The following is a 15,532-nucleotide window of genomic DNA, read 5'->3' on the forward strand; positions in this document are numbered from 1 at the left end:
TCAGGGGAGCGGGTACGCATGTCACAGTTTGATCAAGTGAGTGTAGTTAAAGAGGCCAACATTTATTATGAAGGTCAGGTAACCAGCAGAACGGTTATTTTGGGAGATGGCAGCAAAGTGACATTGGGCATTATGCTTCCAGGCAGTTACGAATTCGGTACAGATTCTCGTGAGATTATGGAGATTCTGTCCGGAGATCTGAAAGTATTGCTTCCCGGTGAAGAAGATTGGCAAGAGATTCAAGGTCAAGCTACGTTCCACGTGCCTGCCAATTCCAAATTTAAACTGGAGATACGCAGCGTTACCGACTACGTCTGCTCGTACCCGGCGGAATAACATAAGAAGGGTAAGCGGAACCTCGTTAGCGAGTTCGGTTTACCCTTCTTGCTATTTATAACTTAACGACAAAGTTCGCGTTGCAAGCTTGTCAGTAAGGTGGATTTGAAGTATCCTTAGGCTAAGTTGTTTGTATGGAAAACGGAAAATTACTTAACGATTATTAGGAGGTTTTTTAGATCATGGCTAAAAAAGTGACTTTTGACTATAGCACTGCATTACAATTCGTCAATCAACATGAAGTAGACTATTTCGCTGAACCGATTCGTTTGGCTCACGAGCAGCTTCATAACGGAACGGGAACCGGATCAGACTACCTTGGTTGGATTGACCTTCCAACGGCATATGACAAAGAAGAATTCGCTCGTATTCAAAAAGCGGCTGCTAAAATCCAAAGCGATTCAGAAGTTCTGATCGTCATTGGTATCGGTGGTTCTTACCTGGGTGCTCGCGCAGCGATCGAAATGCTGACACACTCTTTCTACAACAATCTGTCAAAAGACAAACGCAAAACGCCTGAAATCTACTTTGCAGGAAACAACATCAGTTCCACTTATGTTACACATCTGCTGGATCTGATCGAAGGCAAAGACTTCTCTGTAAATGTAATCTCCAAATCGGGTACAACGACAGAGCCAGCGATTGCATTCCGTATCTTCCGTGCAGCTCTTGAGAAAAAGTACGGTAAAGAAGAAGCTCGCAAACGCATCTACGCTACAACAGATAAAGAGCGCGGCGCTCTCAAAAAACTGGCGAACGAAGAAGGCTATGAATCCTTCATTATCCCAGACGATGTAGGCGGACGTTACTCTGTTCTGACGGCTGTAGGATTGCTGCCAATCGCTACTGCTGGAATCAACATCGAAGAAATGATGCAAGGCGCTGCTGACGCATCGAAGGAATATAGCAACCCTAATGTAGCTGAGAATGAAGCATATCAATATGCAGCTGTTCGTAACGCACTATATCGCAAAGGTAAAGGTACAGAAATCCTCGTAAACTACGAGCCTTCCCTGCACTTTGTATCTGAATGGTGGAAACAATTGTTCGGAGAGAGCGAAGGTAAAGATTTCAAAGGAATCTATCCAGCATCAGTTGACTTCTCAACAGATCTGCACTCCATGGGTCAATTCATTCAAGAAGGAAGCCGTAACATCTTCGAAACCGTAATCCAAGTGACTGAAGTTTCCGAGCACATCTCAATCGAAGCAGATGCAGACGATCTGGACGGTCTGAACTTCCTCGAAGGTAAAACGATGGACTTCGTAAACAAAAAAGCATTCCAAGGAACGTTGCTTGCACATACAGATGGTCAAGTACCTAACCTGATTGTGAACATTCCAGATATGACTCCATATTCCTTCGGATATCTGGTATACTTCTTTGAAAAAGCATGCGGCATTAGCGGATACTTGCTGGGTGTCAATCCATTTGACCAACCAGGGGTAGAAGCTTACAAGAAAAACATGTTTGCATTGCTGGGCAAACCAGGCTTTGAAGAAGAGAAAGCCGCGCTGGAAGCGAGACTTTCGGAATAATTCATCGCTCTGCTCATATGATGATATCATGTAAGTGTTAAGTCGATTGGGGAACCCAGGGTCATCATTATGATTGATTCAGGTGCCAACCCAAATGTCTAAAACAAGGCAGTTCGTCCGCGTTCTCACGCGGGGAACTGCTTTCTTGTAAAATGGATCAAATTAGAAAGTTGGATTGGAATGATTGAACGCTATCGCACGGTTCGAGAATCGGGCAATCTAGAGATTGTCATTAAAAAGTCCCGATTTATCGGACATATTATGCCAGTAACGACAGAAGAAGAAGCCATAGCTTTTATCGATGACATTAAGAAAAAGCATTGGAATGCAACGCATAACTGTTCCGCTTATATGATTGGAGAGCGGGATGAGATTCAGAAGCAATCCGATGATGGAGAACCGAGTGGTACTGCCGGTAAACCTATTCTAGAAGTCATCAAAAATCAACAATTGAAAAATGTAGCTATTGTGGTTACACGGTATTTTGGGGGAATCATGCTTGGCGCAGGTGGATTAATTCGCGCTTACACAGACGGTGCTGTTGCGGCCATTGAAGCTGGAGAAGCGATCACCAAAGTGCTGCATCGTGAAATATTTGTGGAGCTTGACTACACATGGCTGGGGAAAGTGGAAAATGAATTAAGGAGCCGGGAAGTCCGTACAGGTGAAACTGGATTCACCGATAAGGTTACGTTGACTTGTCTTCCGCCGGATAGTGAATCTGAGGCATTTGTGGCTTGGATCACGGATTTGACGCAAGGGCAGTCCCGGATCACGGAAGGACAGCGGCTTTATTTTATTGAAGGGGAATAAAATATATGGCTAGAAGAGCAGTCGAACAGGAATTGTCGAGGGAGCGGATACTGGAGGCGGCGAGGCATCTTTTTATTACCAAAGGATACCGCGCCATATCGATGCGAAGCATCGGCCAGCATCTAGGCTATAGTCATGGGTCGCTGTATTATCATTTTAAGGAAAAGGCAGAGCTGTTTTATGCCATTGTGGTGGAAGACTTCAACCATCTGGGACATTTGCTGATGCAAGCTATGGTCAGGCCAGTACGTGATGGCGTGAGTAAAGCCGAACATATCATGATGGAGTTTATTCGCTTTGGTTTGGATAATCCGTACCAATACGAGATCATGTTCATGCTGCGGGACGAGGAATTGTTGTCTTATTGTCGTGCCGAACAGGGGCGTTGCTTTGATTTGTTTGCATCCATCATTAGGCAATACATGAAAGAGGAAGGCTGTTCAGAAGAGGATATCGAATGTGTACCACGTACACTGTTTTTGTCTATGCACGGATTCATATCCTATTTTAATCAGGATCGTGTAACCTTTGCTGAGATTGAGTCCTCTGCACTGTCTCATGTTAAAGTACTCTGTCGTAATCTCCACCACCAGCCTGGCGTCCAATAATGACGCTTTTGTTGCACTCATACACTTCAGGGCGGTGAATTGTCATAACATTAATTCTTTATAACGTTGTCTCGCGAAAGTTTTATTATGCAAAACAACAAGTCAGGCGGTTCATAACCCAGGAATGGGTGGGAATCGCCTGTTTGTGTTGTGTAACGATCTAGTTGAAGATAACGCAAAGTTCGTTATCCTTCCATAATTTTGAGGAAATACTGGCGTTTACGTGGGCCATCGAACTCGCAGAAGTAAATTCCCTGCCACTGACCGAGCAGCAGTCTGCCTTCATGGATAATGACCGTTTGCGAAGGGCCGGTTGTAATCGACTTGAGGTGAGAGGCTGTATTGCCTTCAGCATGTCGATATTCAGGGTGCTCCCAAGGATACACTTCATCCAAACGTAGCAGAACATCATGCTTCACGTCGGGGTCTGCATTTTCGTTAATGGCAATGCCAGCAGTGGTATGAGGACAGTAGATTAGCACAGTTCCCTCTTGCACGCCACTAGTTCGGACAATCGCTTCCACGTCCCTCGTAATATCTCTCATTTCATCCCGCCGGGATGTGGATAAACTCTCGGTATATAACACGATACATCGCTCCTTTTGCTCTTTTTGAACATGTATTCTAAATTGAATCTTCTAAATTGTACCTTACCCAGCACATGCCAAACAAACCACTCAATTGATTTTGGTGGAGATCCGATTATACCTGCTACTAAAGCTCCCCTCATAGGACTTTACTCTAAACATTTATCCTACTTCTAGTTGCTGATTCTTGGTCGTTAATACATCTCAGATCTGGCTCTAATATATTCAATAAAAGCATTGACGGTTAGTACTGTAAACTGGTAAAGTATCAGATAAGCAAAAAACCAAGTAGACTAATGGGAATAATATTAAAGTAATAATACCCATATTAGGGAAAGCGTTGTGCCATAACAGGAAGACTGCCGACCGGGCAAAGAACCGGAGGCTGGGAGGGAATACGGCAATGAATACCGTTCTTCGTCACAAGGGATGGACTTGGGGATTTCGCAGTACTGTATTGTTATATTTCATCGTACTTATTGTGCTTCCGATTATCGGGGTGTACGTCAATTCGTTCTCTGAAGGCTGGAGTACCTTTGTCGAGAGTATTATGGATCCAATCGCTTGGAAAGCCGTACTGCTTACCGTTCGCTTGGCTGTGGTAGCCACATTGATCAACGTTGTGCTAGGTACGATGATTGCCTGGGTACTTACACGTTATCGGTTTTTCGGGAGATCGTTTCTGAACAGTCTCGTAGACCTGCCATTTGCTTTACCAACAGCCGTCGGTGGATTGATGATCATGTTGCTCTTAGGACCGGTTAGTGCCATTGGCAAGCTGGCAGAGTCCATGGGTTTCGAAATTGTGTTTCATCAACCCGCGATTGTCATTGCGATGACCTTTGTTACGTTTCCTTTTGTCATTCGTGCTGTACAGCCGCTACTGGAAGAGATTGATCCTTCCGAAGAAGAGGCATCGTACACGATGGGGGCATCGAAGGCGCGTACTTTCAGACAGGTTATCTTGCCATCGATGGCACCAGGCATGATCAGTGGAGGAATGCTGGCATTCTCCAGGGCATTGGCTGAATTCGGTGCGGTTGTGTTGGTAGCAGGCAATATTCCAGGAAGAACGTTAACGGCATCCGTATTTATATACGGTGAGATTGAGAGCGATAACCCCACCGGGGCAGCCGCTGTATCTGTTCTGTTATTGACCCTATCCTTCGTCATTCTCTGGATGATTAATCTAGTGCAGATGCGGGGGAGAAGACGATGAGACGGCTGTTAATCGGACTGACGTATGCGGTATTTGTAATCTTGCTGATTATTCCGCTTGGACGGATTGTTATTGGTGCTTTTGAAGACGGAGCAGGAGGATTCCTGGCTGGACTGATGCGTCCTGAGGCGCTACATGCTCTAATGATGACAGGACTAGTTGTTCTTGTCGTCACTCTGTTAAATACATTGTTTGGTATTATGATGGCGATTTATTTGGTTCGTGCTGGCTGGCTCAGTGAACGAGTCAAAGGATTGCTTAACAGCATCGTGGATCTGCCTTATGCGGTATCACCTGTAATTGGTGGATTGATGATTGTGTTATTGCTCGGCCCAAGCAGTATTATGGGTGGTTTCTTTGAAGGTATTGGGTTCAATGTTGTCTATGCGTTCCCAGGCATGGTCATTGCAACACTGTTTGTCACATTCCCGCTCATGGTTAGAGAAGTTATGCCTGTCTTGCAAGAGCTTGGCTCTCAGCAAGAAGAGGCGGCATCCACGCTCGGGGCGTACGGTTGGAGAACGTTCTGGAGTGTAACATGGCCTTCCATTCGTTGGGCTGTTGTATACGGTCTTGTGCTGACTGTGGCGCGATCATTGGGTGAGTTCGGAGCTGTACTGGTTGTATCAGGCAACATTATGAACAGAACACAGACAGCGACGACGCTTGTGTATCAGGATGTAGAGAACTTTAATGTGTCTGCTGCAAATGGTGTGGCATTGGTGCTGGTGACGTTTTCCGTATGTCTATTGCTCATGATGGAATGGGCCAAGAAGCGAAAGGAAGTGCATTAAGATGCATGTAGAAGTCCGTGATCTGAACAAACATTTTGGTCAATTTCATGCCGTAAAAGATGTTTCATTCGATATTGCCAAAGGCCATCTTATTGGTCTGCTCGGTCCTAGTGGTGGCGGGAAAACTTCAATTCTACGTATGCTTGCTGGTCTGGAAAGTCCAGGTTCAGGAGAGATTCGCTTTCATGGAAAAGTAGTAAACCATCTGCCACCGCAAGAGCGGGGCATCGGATTTGTCTTTCAGAACTATGCTTTGTTCAAACATATGACGGTATTTGATAACATCGCTTTTGGACTTAAGGTCAAGAAGACACCAAAAGCCCAGATTCGTGATCGAGTTATGGAATTGGTGGAGCTGACTGGGCTAAAAGGGTTTGAGCAGCGTTATCCACATCAATTGTCTGGTGGACAGCGGCAGCGTGTAGCTTTTGCAAGAGCATTGGCACCTGAGCCTCAGTTATTGTTGTTGGATGAGCCGTTTGCCGCGATTGATGCGAAGATTCGCCAGGAGCTTCGTTCATGGTTAAGGGAATTGATTGAGCGTGTCGGCATCACTTCGATCTTCGTCACGCATGACCAAGATGAGGCCATTGAAGTCGCAGATGAAATTATGATTATTAGCCAGGGACGCTTGGAACAGAAGGGTACCCCGTGGGATATTTATAAAAACCCAGAGACACCTTTTGTAGCTACCTTTATCGGTGAATCAACAGTTGTCGAGGATGCTTCCGAGCTGAAAGGCTTCGAACATGCGGTTGAAGGTGAGAATACGCGTGCTCTGATCCGTCCGGAATATATTGAAATTGGCCTCAAAAATGAATTCAGCATGTTGTCAGCGACCGAAAAGGGTACGGTGAAGCACCTTCATTTCCGCGGAAGTGAATGGATGGTTGAAGTCGAGGTACGAGGTCATAAGCTGATCACGTATCGTTCCCTGGAGAAAACAACACTGGAAATAGGTCAACAGATTCGCGTGCTTGTGCACCGGGCATATCTATTCAATGATTCCCATAGTTGGGTTGTCGAGAATCGACTCAAGGAAGATCCAATGCCTGTCATGATCTAACGAATCAAACCAAGTGGGAATTCACCCAGAACGTTTAGAGAGGAAGACGTTGCCGATGCAGACGAGGAAGAAAAACACATTACCTTACGTTGCTGTTCTCATGTTTCTGCTCGTCTGCATGACGGTCGGATGCAGTAAGCAAGAAGCTGCAAACGAACCCGGCGATGCTGCTGGAACGGATCAATCCAACACGCTGGTCATTGGAGCTTATAGCGTTGTAAAAGACGCGATGGCAGAACTATTGCCTATTTTCAAGGCAGAATGGGAAGCCAAGACGGGACAGTCGATTAATTTTCAGGAGTCTTATGAAGCTTCGGGTACACAAGCAAGAGCCATTGCAGGTGGTTTCGAGGCGGATGTAGCACTGCTCGCGATGGAGAATGATATCGATAAATTGGTTAAGGCAGACCTGGTCAACCCTGACTGGAAGCAGGCACCTAATGACGGCATGATTACGAGATCTATTGTTGTGTTAGGTACGAGAGAAGGCAATCCACTGGGCATCCAAGATTTTGACGATTTAACCAAACCGGGTGTGAAGGTGCTGTATCCTAATCCGAAGACCTCAGGCGGTGCACAATGGGATATTAACGCGATCTATGGTGCTGGTCTGAAACTGTCGGAAGAGCAGGGGAAGAAAGATCCTGCGGTAGCCAAGGCTTTTCTGGAAAAGGTACATCAAAATGTTGAATCACTTGATAAAAGTGGCAGATCTTCGATGGCGGCTTTTGAATATGGCGTCGGTGATGTCATTGTAACGTATGAGAATGAGTTGCTCGCCCGGATCGCCAAAGGAGTCAAGTATGATATCGTTGTTCCTAAGAACACGATTCTGATCGAAAATCCGGCAACCGTGGTGGATAAATACGTCGATAAACATGGAAATCGTGAACTCGCGGAAGCTTTTGTGGCGTATCTGAGTACACCTGAAGCTCAGCGTATTTTTGCGAAGCATGGTTTTCGTTCGGTAGATCCGGATGTGTATGCGGAGACAAAGTCCACTTTTCCAACACCGCCAGGGCTATTCGATATCAACTACTTGGGTGGCTGGGCTGAAGTTCGAACCACACTATATTCCAAACGCGGGGTGTGGTACCAGGTATTAGCGGGCTTGTAGTGGAATTGTAAGAACTGAAACCTTTGGTTTGCCTTGTCCGGCAGACTGGAGGTTTTTTGAAGTATCTCGGAGTACTTTATTATTGAGAATCGAACAGGCTATAATGAGATAGGTTAAATATGGCATGGACTTTATAGGAAGGTGTTGAATGAGATGAGTACAGAGGTTAAATTGTCCCAAAGTACAGCAATCCGGCTGGAACAGGCGCGCACAAAAGGCATGTCTGATGCAGATATACTGAAAGCCATTCAGGCGAATGATGTTGCGGCTTTTGACGCTGTGTCCGAGGAGGACTACAGATATGATGAATTCCTTTCTTATGCGGCGGATCATGGAGAGAACCTAGAAGTAGCGGTTCAAGAAGGCTACCGTATCACGTTTAATACACGTGGTGGATTAGGCATATACTTGGAGAAAGCATTCGGTGTAGTAGCAGAGAAGGATTTCACAGTGGGTGAAGGCATTATAACAGGGCTAAAGCTTAAGCCAGAACAGGCAGAAGTGTTAGCAGAGCGACTTGCATCCAACTGGGTCATTACGGAATCGAAGGATGTACCTGCGGGGAAAGAATTGACGCTGAAGCTGCGGGCATTGGTGTAGATTAAATATAAGGCTATATAATTGGACTGTATATTCTCACGAGAACGGAGAGGATAGAAATAACATGGAGAAGCGGAGCGTTCGCCTTTATTTCCGGATTTTCCCTTTAAAAAAGGGATCAAAAAAAATCTGGGGATAACAGCGATCGGAAGGTTATTCTGTCATCGGAGTGGCAAGTGTAAATATTTTTTAGTTCAATAAGATAGCATCGATAGATTAGACATAAGGCTGTCCTGCATTGCGTAATCAATCGCAGCGGGAGAGTCTTTTTTTGCCAAATCAGAGGTTGGAGAATACAATTTAGATAATAGTTCATTTACATTTACATGAGAATGATGAGAACAGAAATAAAGCGTACTTGAGCTTGAGAGGGGATAACGATCTTGAATCAACTAACATTTCTTGGAACAGGCGATGCGATGGGCGTTCCGCGTGTATATTGTGACTGTAGCACTTGCACAGAGGCTCGGCTTACCGGCATCAATCAACGTAAACGCTCGTCTGTTCTAATCCATAGTGATGGTGTGGAAGAACCTTTTATGATTGACTGTGGCCCAGACTGGGGAACACAGATGGAAGCGCAGAATCTTAGAATGGTACAGACGATGCTGATAACTCATGCACACTTTGACCACATTGGTGGATTGCCTGAGTGGGCGGATGCATGCCGATGGTTAGGAGTAAAGGGCAATTTGTATGCACCGCGTGAAGTCATCGCCACCATTCAAAGGCAGTTTCCATGGTTAGATCGTCATATGAATTACATGGAAACGGATGACGATATTGAAGTGCATGGCTGGAAAATTCACTCATGGAAAGTATGCCACGGAAAGAACGGATATTCCTATGCCTATCGTCTGGAACGAGATGGATTCCACTGGGCATACTGTTCAGATGCGATTGATCTGAAGGAAGAGGAGAAAAAGCCGTTGCATGGTCTGGATCTGCTCATCCTAGGAACCAGCTTCGTGCATGAGCTAGCAGAGTTCTCAACACGTTCCGTGTATGATATGCGGGAAGCGCAGGAGCTTTTGCAGGAACTAGAGCCTAAGCGCACGTATTTTACACACATGTCTCATGATGTGGATGTACGTCAGGATTATCATTTAGGTCAAGGCGTTACGCTTGCTCTAACAGGCATGAAGGTGTCTCTCAAAAAATAAATACAAAAGAGCGTATCCTTTGCAGGAGGTTCTTCGTTTACATAGTGTAAGTCGACTACAGCAAGAGCACAGCCAGTATGTAAAAGGAAAGCAAGACCAATCAGGAATCAACAAAGGGGGGCCCCGTAATGGCCTTTGTGAAATCCGTGGATTGTCGAATCAACAGATCACACGACAATGTTAATCAATCGCATAACCGATATACACCACCACACATGAATGCTGAAGAACCATTTCAAGCGGATGATCTTCATGCTGCATTACTTGATGTACAACGTTCGTTGTATGCGTATTGTTTGTCCATGACAGGCTCTAGAGAAGATGCTGAGGATCTGGTACAGGAGACGTTTGCCAAAGTGTTATCATCCACCTTGGTTCAACCATCGTGTGCAGAAAGGGACATCCATTGGGAAGCTTATCTCATTCGCATTGCCCGTAATGCATGGATGGACGTTCTGCGCAAACGTCAACGTTTGTGTTGCAAAATGGATAGTTTGAAGCCGCTTATCCAAGAGATGGCGGAAGATGAGCCATTAGAAGAGCTTGATACCGCTGTTCAGATCTTAATTAAAGAGCTGCCGTCATGGCAAAGAGTGATATATATGTTACGGGAATTATTAGGATATACGGCGGCAGAGGCTGCTGAGATGTTAGATACAACAGAAGGCGCGATAAAATCGGCGTTACGTCGTGCCCGGATGACCATAGCTGAGATTAGGGATCAACTAACTGATCTAGATGCCGACGAGGCGAGAGAAGTTAGCGAGGAACGAATCCATACGGAAGAGTTACGCGGTTATTTGCTCGCATTACGCCGCGGTGATACGGCTCGTTTAATTGATCTATGTCTGAATCAAACGGATGATCCGATGGCTGTGGCAAGTACGATTTTGCAGCAGGCTCTGCCGTCTTCAACGACGCAACCGATGATGTACAGTTATGCCATCTCAGATTGTTATGGAGGGGGCTACATGGTCAGCATGGTTGCATAATCTGAGGAGGGATATGCATGAATGTAGTACCTTATGTTGTGGAACAGACGGCTCGTGGAGAACGGAGCTACGACATATATTCTCGTTTGTTGAAAGATCGAATCATTATGGTATCAGGTGAGATTGAAAATCAGATGGCGAATGCCATTGTAGCACAGCTATTGTTTCTAACCGCAGAAGATCCGGATAAGGATATTCAAATGTACATTAACAGCCCAGGGGGTTCGGTGACTGCAGGATTCTCGATCTATGATACGATGCAATTTGTGAAGCCCGATATCTCTACCATCTGCACAGGCATGGCTGCTAGTTTCGGAACGATACTGCTCGTTGGTGGCACCAAAGGCAAACGTCTGGCGTTACCCAACAGTGAGATTATGATCCATCAACCACTCGGCGGGACACGTGGGCAGGCAGCAGATATGCTCATTCACGCTAATCGAATCATTCAGCATCGTCAACGTCTGAACCAGCTGCTTGCAGATCACACGGGTCAACCGCTGGATCGAATCGAAAAGGATACAGATCGCGATTATTTCCTTACCGCTGCTGAAGCTGTGGATTATGGCATCGTTGATAAGGTGATATCTAGCACCTAGGCAAGTTAGCACAAGAATGCATTTAGGACAGCAAAGGACACAAAGAGTGCATCTCAAAGATAGCTAACACTTATAAGGTAAATAAGCCAGATGTAAACCGCAGTGCTGAACGCAGGGTTGGGAGTGCTGTAAAATTACATCATGCAGAATATTCACAAAGACAAAGCCCAGATGGTCTATGGACCTTCTGGGCTTTGTTGCGGATATAACTTTGTTCGACTCGATTACATTACATATGCTCAGTGGCACGCTTTGGCAGAGGGACTGCAAAATGTGCTACAGAAGGCGGTTCAGTGACATGGGGTAACGTCTAGGTGTTATCTGTTTGGTATATCATTTCAATGAAACAAGCTTGATTATTTTGGAAATATTTAAATTAACCATTGACCTTAATCGTATATAGTGTATATATTAGATATATACACTATATACATGAAACCATGAGAACACCAATGAGGTGAGAGCATATTAAAATTTTATTGTCTAACGCATCGAGCGACCCAATCTATATCCAGATCTTAACCCAGATTAGACAGAGCATCTTGAGTGGTGAATTGGTCGAAGGGGATAGTCTTCCTTCCATCCGGCAGCTTGCCAAGGATCTACAGGTGAGTGTGATTACAACAAAACGTGTCTATGAAGAACTGGAGAAAGAGAATTTAATCGATTCCGTTGTAGGTAAAGGCAGTTTCGTCTCGGGAACGAATCAGGACTTTATTCGGGAGCAGCGAATGAGGAGGCTGGAAGAAAAGATGCTTGAAATCATTCGTGAGAGCAAAGAGATCGGCATGAGTTCACAGGAGTTAATTCAACATCTCACTTTGTTGTCAGAGGAGGAACATACAGAATGAACGCCATTGAAATTCGTAACCTTTCCAAAACGTACCCTTTATTTAAAGTAGACAATGTATCTTTGGATGTGAAGCAGGGATATATTACGGGGCTTATCGGCCCAAATGGGGCAGGCAAGAGTACGTTAATTAAATTGATTACCGGCTTAATCCAGCCTGATTCTGGGAGTGTTCATACATTAGGCAGAAAGATGCCTGAGCAGGAAGTTCACATTAAGCAACGTCTCGGTATTGTATCAGACGAATGTTTCTATTATGAGCATCTAACCATCTATGAGATGGGCCGGATGATTGCTCCGTTTTATAAGCGATGGAATGATCAAACATTTAGTGGTTATCTGGATCAATTCGAGTTGTCGCCGAAGAAGAAGATCGAAGATTTATCCAAAGGTATGAAAATTAAATTCTCCTTGGCAGTCGCTTTATCTCATGAAGCGGAATTGCTGATCATGGATGAGCCAACTTCCGGTCTTGATCCTGTATTTAGACGGGAATTGCTGGATCTGCTTGCAGACACGATACAAGATGAGACGAGATCCATTATTTTCTCCACACATATTACAACCGATCTGGAGCGGATCGCAGACTATATTACGTTTATCCATCGCGGACAAATTGTATTTAATGAAGCCAAAGATGATGTGCTCGAAAGGTACACGATTGTGAAGGGGGACATGGAGCTGCTGGATGCAGACACCCGGGCTCATTTGGTGGGAATCCGTGAAACGGCTGTGGGATTTGAGGGGTTGTCTGATAACAAGGTAGAAGCGGAGCAGCTGTTTGGCAGTTATGCGTTGTTACACAGACCCTCCCTTGAAGATCTTATTTACTTTACAGCAAAGGGGGCACGGAAAAATGGTTAACTTACTTCGCAAAGACTTCATTGTACTGAAGAGTTCCCTATGGATCATTCCTTTTTACCTGGCTGTGTTTAGTATCGCCTTTATTCCCAAAAGTGAGATGTCCATGTATCTTGTAGGTATATACACCGCATTTGGTTCCATCATGCTTGCGACCATGATTGATGTCAAAAACCATAATCATAATTTCCTAGTCACACTCCCGATTAGTCGGAAAAACGTAGTGCAGGCGAAGTATCTATCGACCATATTCTATACACTTTTTGGCGTTCTCGCATCATTCGGAATTCATTCTCTCGTTAATATGAATTTCCCCGGGCTCGACAAGCCAGATTTCTCAGTATTGGATATTATGGTTTCAATCGCTATGGTACTTGGCTTAACTTCAATCTATTTGCCTCTCTTTTACGCACTTAGCAAAAAGGGCGCAGGGATCATCAATGTTGTATTCTTAGTTGCGCTCGTTATACTTGCCCAGCCCTTTGCATTACTCATGAATTTGGCGAGCGAGGAAGGCATGGTGACTGGACAGGTAATTGGTATGGTTACCATCGGTATTCTGCTGTTATTCGTGGGTTCTTATCTTCTCACGGTTCGTTTGTTTAGCAAGAAAGATCTGTAAATTTTGAACCCTGTACTATACACTTTGAGTGTTAGCAAAATAAAATCAATCATCAGAGCATAAACTTGCTCGCCTGAAATAGCAGAATGAGCGAGAGGATCGCTCCCATTCAGAAGTCGCCTATATGGCGACTTTTCTTATGAGAAGTCTTTCTCTCCGCACACATCCAACAACCGATTCTCCATACATCTGCCAATTCAACTCTTGTGAACACACTCCTTATAAACGAAGTTCATTTAGACCTTTTTGTGCGCTAGTTCAATCAGTCTACTCATACCTTCGTAAATCTGCTGTTCATGTGCATACGAGTAAGATAAACGTAATTTACGACTTGCCCCAGGATCCGAAGGATCAAACACCGTACCTGGTACAAAGGCGACGGAATGCTCCATACATCGATGCAGCAGTCTGCCCGTATCCATACCTTCCGGAAGCTCTACCCAGATGTTTAGACCGCCTTGGGGTGTAGTCCAACGCCAATCTGTTTCTTTTAAGCATTTCTCCATCACTTCCATCCGTAATTGGATTGCAGTACACAGCTTGGATATATGCTGATACATACGCGGAGATTGAAAGTAGCGTAGAAACAGCTTCTGATTCAGCAGCGGAGATCCGTTATCCGCAAGAGTCTTAATTGCCTGTAACCCAGGCATGAATCGTGGGCGGCACATAATAGCGGCGATTCGAAGACCAGGAACGACATATTTGCTATAACTGCGAATGTAGAGCGTATGTCCGGTTGTGTCATAGGTGAAAATCGGAGCCGGAGGTTTTTCTTTAAAATATATATCATACGTACTGTCATCCTCGACTAGGAAACATCCATATTGCTCAGCCAGTTCCGGTAACTGTTTGCGCTGTTCCACTGGAATATTAATCCCTGTCGGGTTTTGGAAAGTTGGCGTCATATAAAAGAGTTTTGGCTTTTCCTGCTTCATCAGCAGCTCAATCTGATCTAGATCGTAACCCTCTGAGGTGATGTCGGTAAACACGAGCTTAGCACCCTGCTTGCGGAATATTTCCATAGCTGGTCCATACGTAGGTCGCTCCACAAGGACACGGTCGCCCGGTTTGACTAAACTGCGTGCAATGAGGTCGATGGCTTGTTGTGCACCCGAGGTAATCAGGACTTCATCTGCTGAGATATAGAAACGTTCCCGTGAGGTCAGATGGCTAGCCAGTTCACTTCTAAGCTCAAGGTCTCCCTGATTCGTAGAATAAGTTCCGAGCAGGCGAGGGTAATGATTGAGCAGATCACGCATCAGCTCTCCCCAATACCGGTTGGGCAAGAGAGCAGGGTCAATCAATGATTTGGAAAACTGGAATTCCGCCTCCAGAGATTGCACACGGTCAAGGGAGTCCCAATGCAACCAAGCCGAGACAGCGGGGTCATCCGCCTGATCCATAATTGGAGCTGGGTCGGCAGGGCTGACATAATAACCGGATTTGTCTTTGACATAGACTTTGCCATGTTCTTTTAACTCCTGATAGGCTTTGAAAACGGTCAAGCGATGTACACCGAGTAGCTCGGATAGGCTGCGTACAGAAGGCAACTTCGCATGTTCCGTCCATTCTCCTGCTTCAATGCGAACAACAAGATAATGAACGACTTGCTCATATAGTTTAAGGCTGTTATCTGTCATCATGATGGTTTTGCCCACCCGGCTCACGCTCCTTTTGAACTCTATTGTAACAGCATACTGGTCTAACTGTTCTGTTTTCTTCACTCTGTTCTGTAGACAGTGCTATATGATGGAGAACAGATGA

At 45.1% G+C, this 15,532-nt stretch carries 17 protein-coding genes; 15 read left to right on the forward strand and 2 right to left on the reverse strand.

Features of this window, described 5'->3' with window-relative positions:
• Positions 1 to 18: 18 nt before the first annotated feature.
• The 4 genes from ppnP to M3636_RS11320 all read left to right on the forward strand — a co-directional run bounded on the left by ppnP (position 19) and on the right by M3636_RS11320 (position 3,295).
• Positions 19 to 336 carry a pyrimidine/purine nucleoside phosphorylase gene (gene ppnP, locus M3636_RS11305; protein ID WP_056699507.1) on the forward strand — a complete coding sequence of 106 codons (318 nt, stop codon included), beginning with the start codon at positions 19 to 21 and terminating at the stop codon, positions 334 to 336.
• Positions 337 to 518: 182 nt separating this feature from the next.
• Positions 519 to 1,874, forward strand: coding sequence for a glucose-6-phosphate isomerase (locus M3636_RS11310; protein WP_128100791.1), 1,356 nt, complete (start codon positions 519 to 521; stop codon positions 1,872 to 1,874).
• A gap of 180 nt (positions 1,875 to 2,054) precedes the next feature.
• Positions 2,055 to 2,687, forward strand: coding sequence for a YigZ family protein (locus M3636_RS11315; RefSeq protein WP_128100792.1), 633 nt, complete (start codon positions 2,055 to 2,057; stop codon positions 2,685 to 2,687).
• 5 nt (positions 2,688 to 2,692) lie between these two features.
• Complete coding sequence (locus M3636_RS11320) at positions 2,693 to 3,295, forward strand: TetR/AcrR family transcriptional regulator (RefSeq protein WP_128100793.1); 603 nt, start codon at positions 2,693 to 2,695, stop codon at positions 3,293 to 3,295.
• Positions 3,296 to 3,480: 185 nt separating this feature from the next.
• On the opposite strand, the gene M3636_RS11325 is transcribed toward M3636_RS11320, so the two are convergent.
• Positions 3,481 to 3,882, reverse strand: a complete 402-nt coding sequence (locus tag M3636_RS11325) for a secondary thiamine-phosphate synthase enzyme YjbQ (protein WP_128100794.1) — start codon at positions 3,880 to 3,882, stop codon at positions 3,481 to 3,483.
• Positions 3,883 to 4,285: 403 nt separating this feature from the next.
• Here M3636_RS11325 and cysT point away from each other — a divergent pair, with 403 nt between their 5' ends.
• The 11 genes from cysT (at position 4,286) to M3636_RS11380 (ending at position 13,765) form a co-directional block, all read left to right on the forward strand.
• Positions 4,286 to 5,101, forward strand: coding sequence for a sulfate ABC transporter permease subunit CysT (cysT, locus tag M3636_RS11330; RefSeq protein WP_145410115.1), 816 nt, complete (start codon positions 4,286 to 4,288; stop codon positions 5,099 to 5,101).
• The gene (locus tag M3636_RS11335; protein WP_251382587.1) at positions 5,098 to 5,895 is read left to right on the forward strand and encodes a sulfate ABC transporter permease subunit; all 798 of its coding nucleotides are present in this window, start codon (positions 5,098 to 5,100) and stop codon (positions 5,893 to 5,895) included. The genes cysT and M3636_RS11335 overlap by 4 nt, the downstream gene beginning before the upstream one ends.
• Before the next feature lies 1 nt (position 5,896).
• On the forward strand, positions 5,897 to 6,961 hold the full coding sequence (locus M3636_RS11340; RefSeq protein WP_128100797.1) for a sulfate/molybdate ABC transporter ATP-binding protein: 1,065 nt from the start codon (positions 5,897 to 5,899) through the stop codon (positions 6,959 to 6,961).
• 55 nt (positions 6,962 to 7,016) lie between these two features.
• Positions 7,017 to 8,078, forward strand: a complete 1,062-nt coding sequence (locus M3636_RS11345) for a sulfate ABC transporter substrate-binding protein (protein WP_145410117.1) — start codon at positions 7,017 to 7,019, stop codon at positions 8,076 to 8,078.
• Between the two features lie 153 nt (positions 8,079 to 8,231).
• Complete coding sequence (locus tag M3636_RS11350; protein ID WP_145410118.1) at positions 8,232 to 8,678, forward strand: hypothetical protein; 447 nt, start codon at positions 8,232 to 8,234, stop codon at positions 8,676 to 8,678.
• A gap of 383 nt (positions 8,679 to 9,061) precedes the next feature.
• On the forward strand, positions 9,062 to 9,841 hold the full coding sequence (locus M3636_RS11355) for an MBL fold metallo-hydrolase (protein WP_251382588.1): 780 nt from the start codon (positions 9,062 to 9,064) through the stop codon (positions 9,839 to 9,841).
• A gap of 128 nt (positions 9,842 to 9,969) precedes the next feature.
• A complete protein-coding gene (locus M3636_RS11360; RefSeq protein ID WP_128100801.1) occupies positions 9,970 to 10,833 on the forward strand; it encodes an RNA polymerase sigma factor in 864 nt (287 codons plus the stop codon).
• A 17-nt stretch (positions 10,834 to 10,850) separates the two neighbouring features.
• Complete coding sequence (gene clpP / locus M3636_RS11365; protein ID WP_056699465.1) at positions 10,851 to 11,432, forward strand: ATP-dependent Clp endopeptidase proteolytic subunit ClpP; 582 nt, start codon at positions 10,851 to 10,853, stop codon at positions 11,430 to 11,432.
• Between the two features lie 467 nt (positions 11,433 to 11,899).
• Entirely contained in the window at positions 11,900 to 12,283 is a 384-nt protein-coding gene (locus M3636_RS11370) for a GntR family transcriptional regulator (RefSeq protein ID WP_056699462.1), read from the forward strand.
• Positions 12,280 to 13,146 (forward strand): ABC transporter ATP-binding protein, encoded by an 867-nt coding sequence (locus M3636_RS11375; protein WP_251382589.1) that lies wholly within the window; start codon positions 12,280 to 12,282, stop codon positions 13,144 to 13,146. Before M3636_RS11370 ends, M3636_RS11375 begins: the two co-directional genes overlap by 4 nt.
• Positions 13,139 to 13,765, forward strand: coding sequence for an ABC-2 transporter permease (locus tag M3636_RS11380; RefSeq protein WP_128100804.1), 627 nt, complete (start codon positions 13,139 to 13,141; stop codon positions 13,763 to 13,765). The genes M3636_RS11375 and M3636_RS11380 overlap by 8 nt, the downstream gene beginning before the upstream one ends.
• 236 nt (positions 13,766 to 14,001) lie before the next feature.
• Here the strand turns inward: M3636_RS11380 and M3636_RS11385 are convergent, their stop codons facing one another.
• On the reverse strand, positions 14,002 to 15,426 hold the full coding sequence (locus M3636_RS11385) for an aminotransferase-like domain-containing protein (RefSeq protein ID WP_251382590.1): 1,425 nt from the start codon (positions 15,424 to 15,426) through the stop codon (positions 14,002 to 14,004).
• Positions 15,427 to 15,532 lie beyond the last annotated feature (106 nt).

It is taken from the genome of Paenibacillus sp. MER 99-2 (assembly GCF_023714095.1).
Taxonomy (GTDB): domain Bacteria; phylum Bacillota; class Bacilli; order Paenibacillales; family Paenibacillaceae; genus Paenibacillus.

Bases quoted from the DNA above. Each gene is read 5' to 3' on its own strand.
- M3636_RS11380 (WP_128100804.1), top strand. From the start codon at position 13,139: ATGGTTAACTTACTTCGCAAAGACTTCATTGTACTGAAGAGTTCCCTA.
- M3636_RS11350 (WP_145410118.1), top strand. From the start codon at position 8,232: ATGAGTACAGAGGTTAAATTGTCCCAAAGTACAGCAATCCGGCTGGAA.
- M3636_RS11345 (WP_145410117.1), top strand. From the start codon at position 7,017: ATGCAGACGAGGAAGAAAAACACATTACCTTACGTTGCTGTTCTCATG.
- M3636_RS11315 (WP_128100792.1), top strand. From the start codon at position 2,055: ATGATTGAACGCTATCGCACGGTTCGAGAATCGGGCAATCTAGAGATT.
- cysT (WP_145410115.1), top strand. From the start codon at position 4,286: ATGAATACCGTTCTTCGTCACAAGGGATGGACTTGGGGATTTCGCAGT.
- M3636_RS11360 (WP_128100801.1), top strand. From the start codon at position 9,970: ATGGCCTTTGTGAAATCCGTGGATTGTCGAATCAACAGATCACACGAC.
- clpP (WP_056699465.1), top strand. From the start codon at position 10,851: ATGAATGTAGTACCTTATGTTGTGGAACAGACGGCTCGTGGAGAACGG.
- M3636_RS11320 (WP_128100793.1), top strand. From the start codon at position 2,693: ATGGCTAGAAGAGCAGTCGAACAGGAATTGTCGAGGGAGCGGATACTG.
- M3636_RS11310 (WP_128100791.1), top strand. From the start codon at position 519: ATGGCTAAAAAAGTGACTTTTGACTATAGCACTGCATTACAATTCGTC.
- ppnP (WP_056699507.1), top strand. From the start codon at position 19: ATGTCACAGTTTGATCAAGTGAGTGTAGTTAAAGAGGCCAACATTTAT.
- M3636_RS11375 (WP_251382589.1), top strand. From the start codon at position 12,280: ATGAACGCCATTGAAATTCGTAACCTTTCCAAAACGTACCCTTTATTT.
- M3636_RS11340 (WP_128100797.1), top strand. From the start codon at position 5,897: ATGCATGTAGAAGTCCGTGATCTGAACAAACATTTTGGTCAATTTCAT.
- M3636_RS11335 (WP_251382587.1), top strand. From the start codon at position 5,098: ATGAGACGGCTGTTAATCGGACTGACGTATGCGGTATTTGTAATCTTG.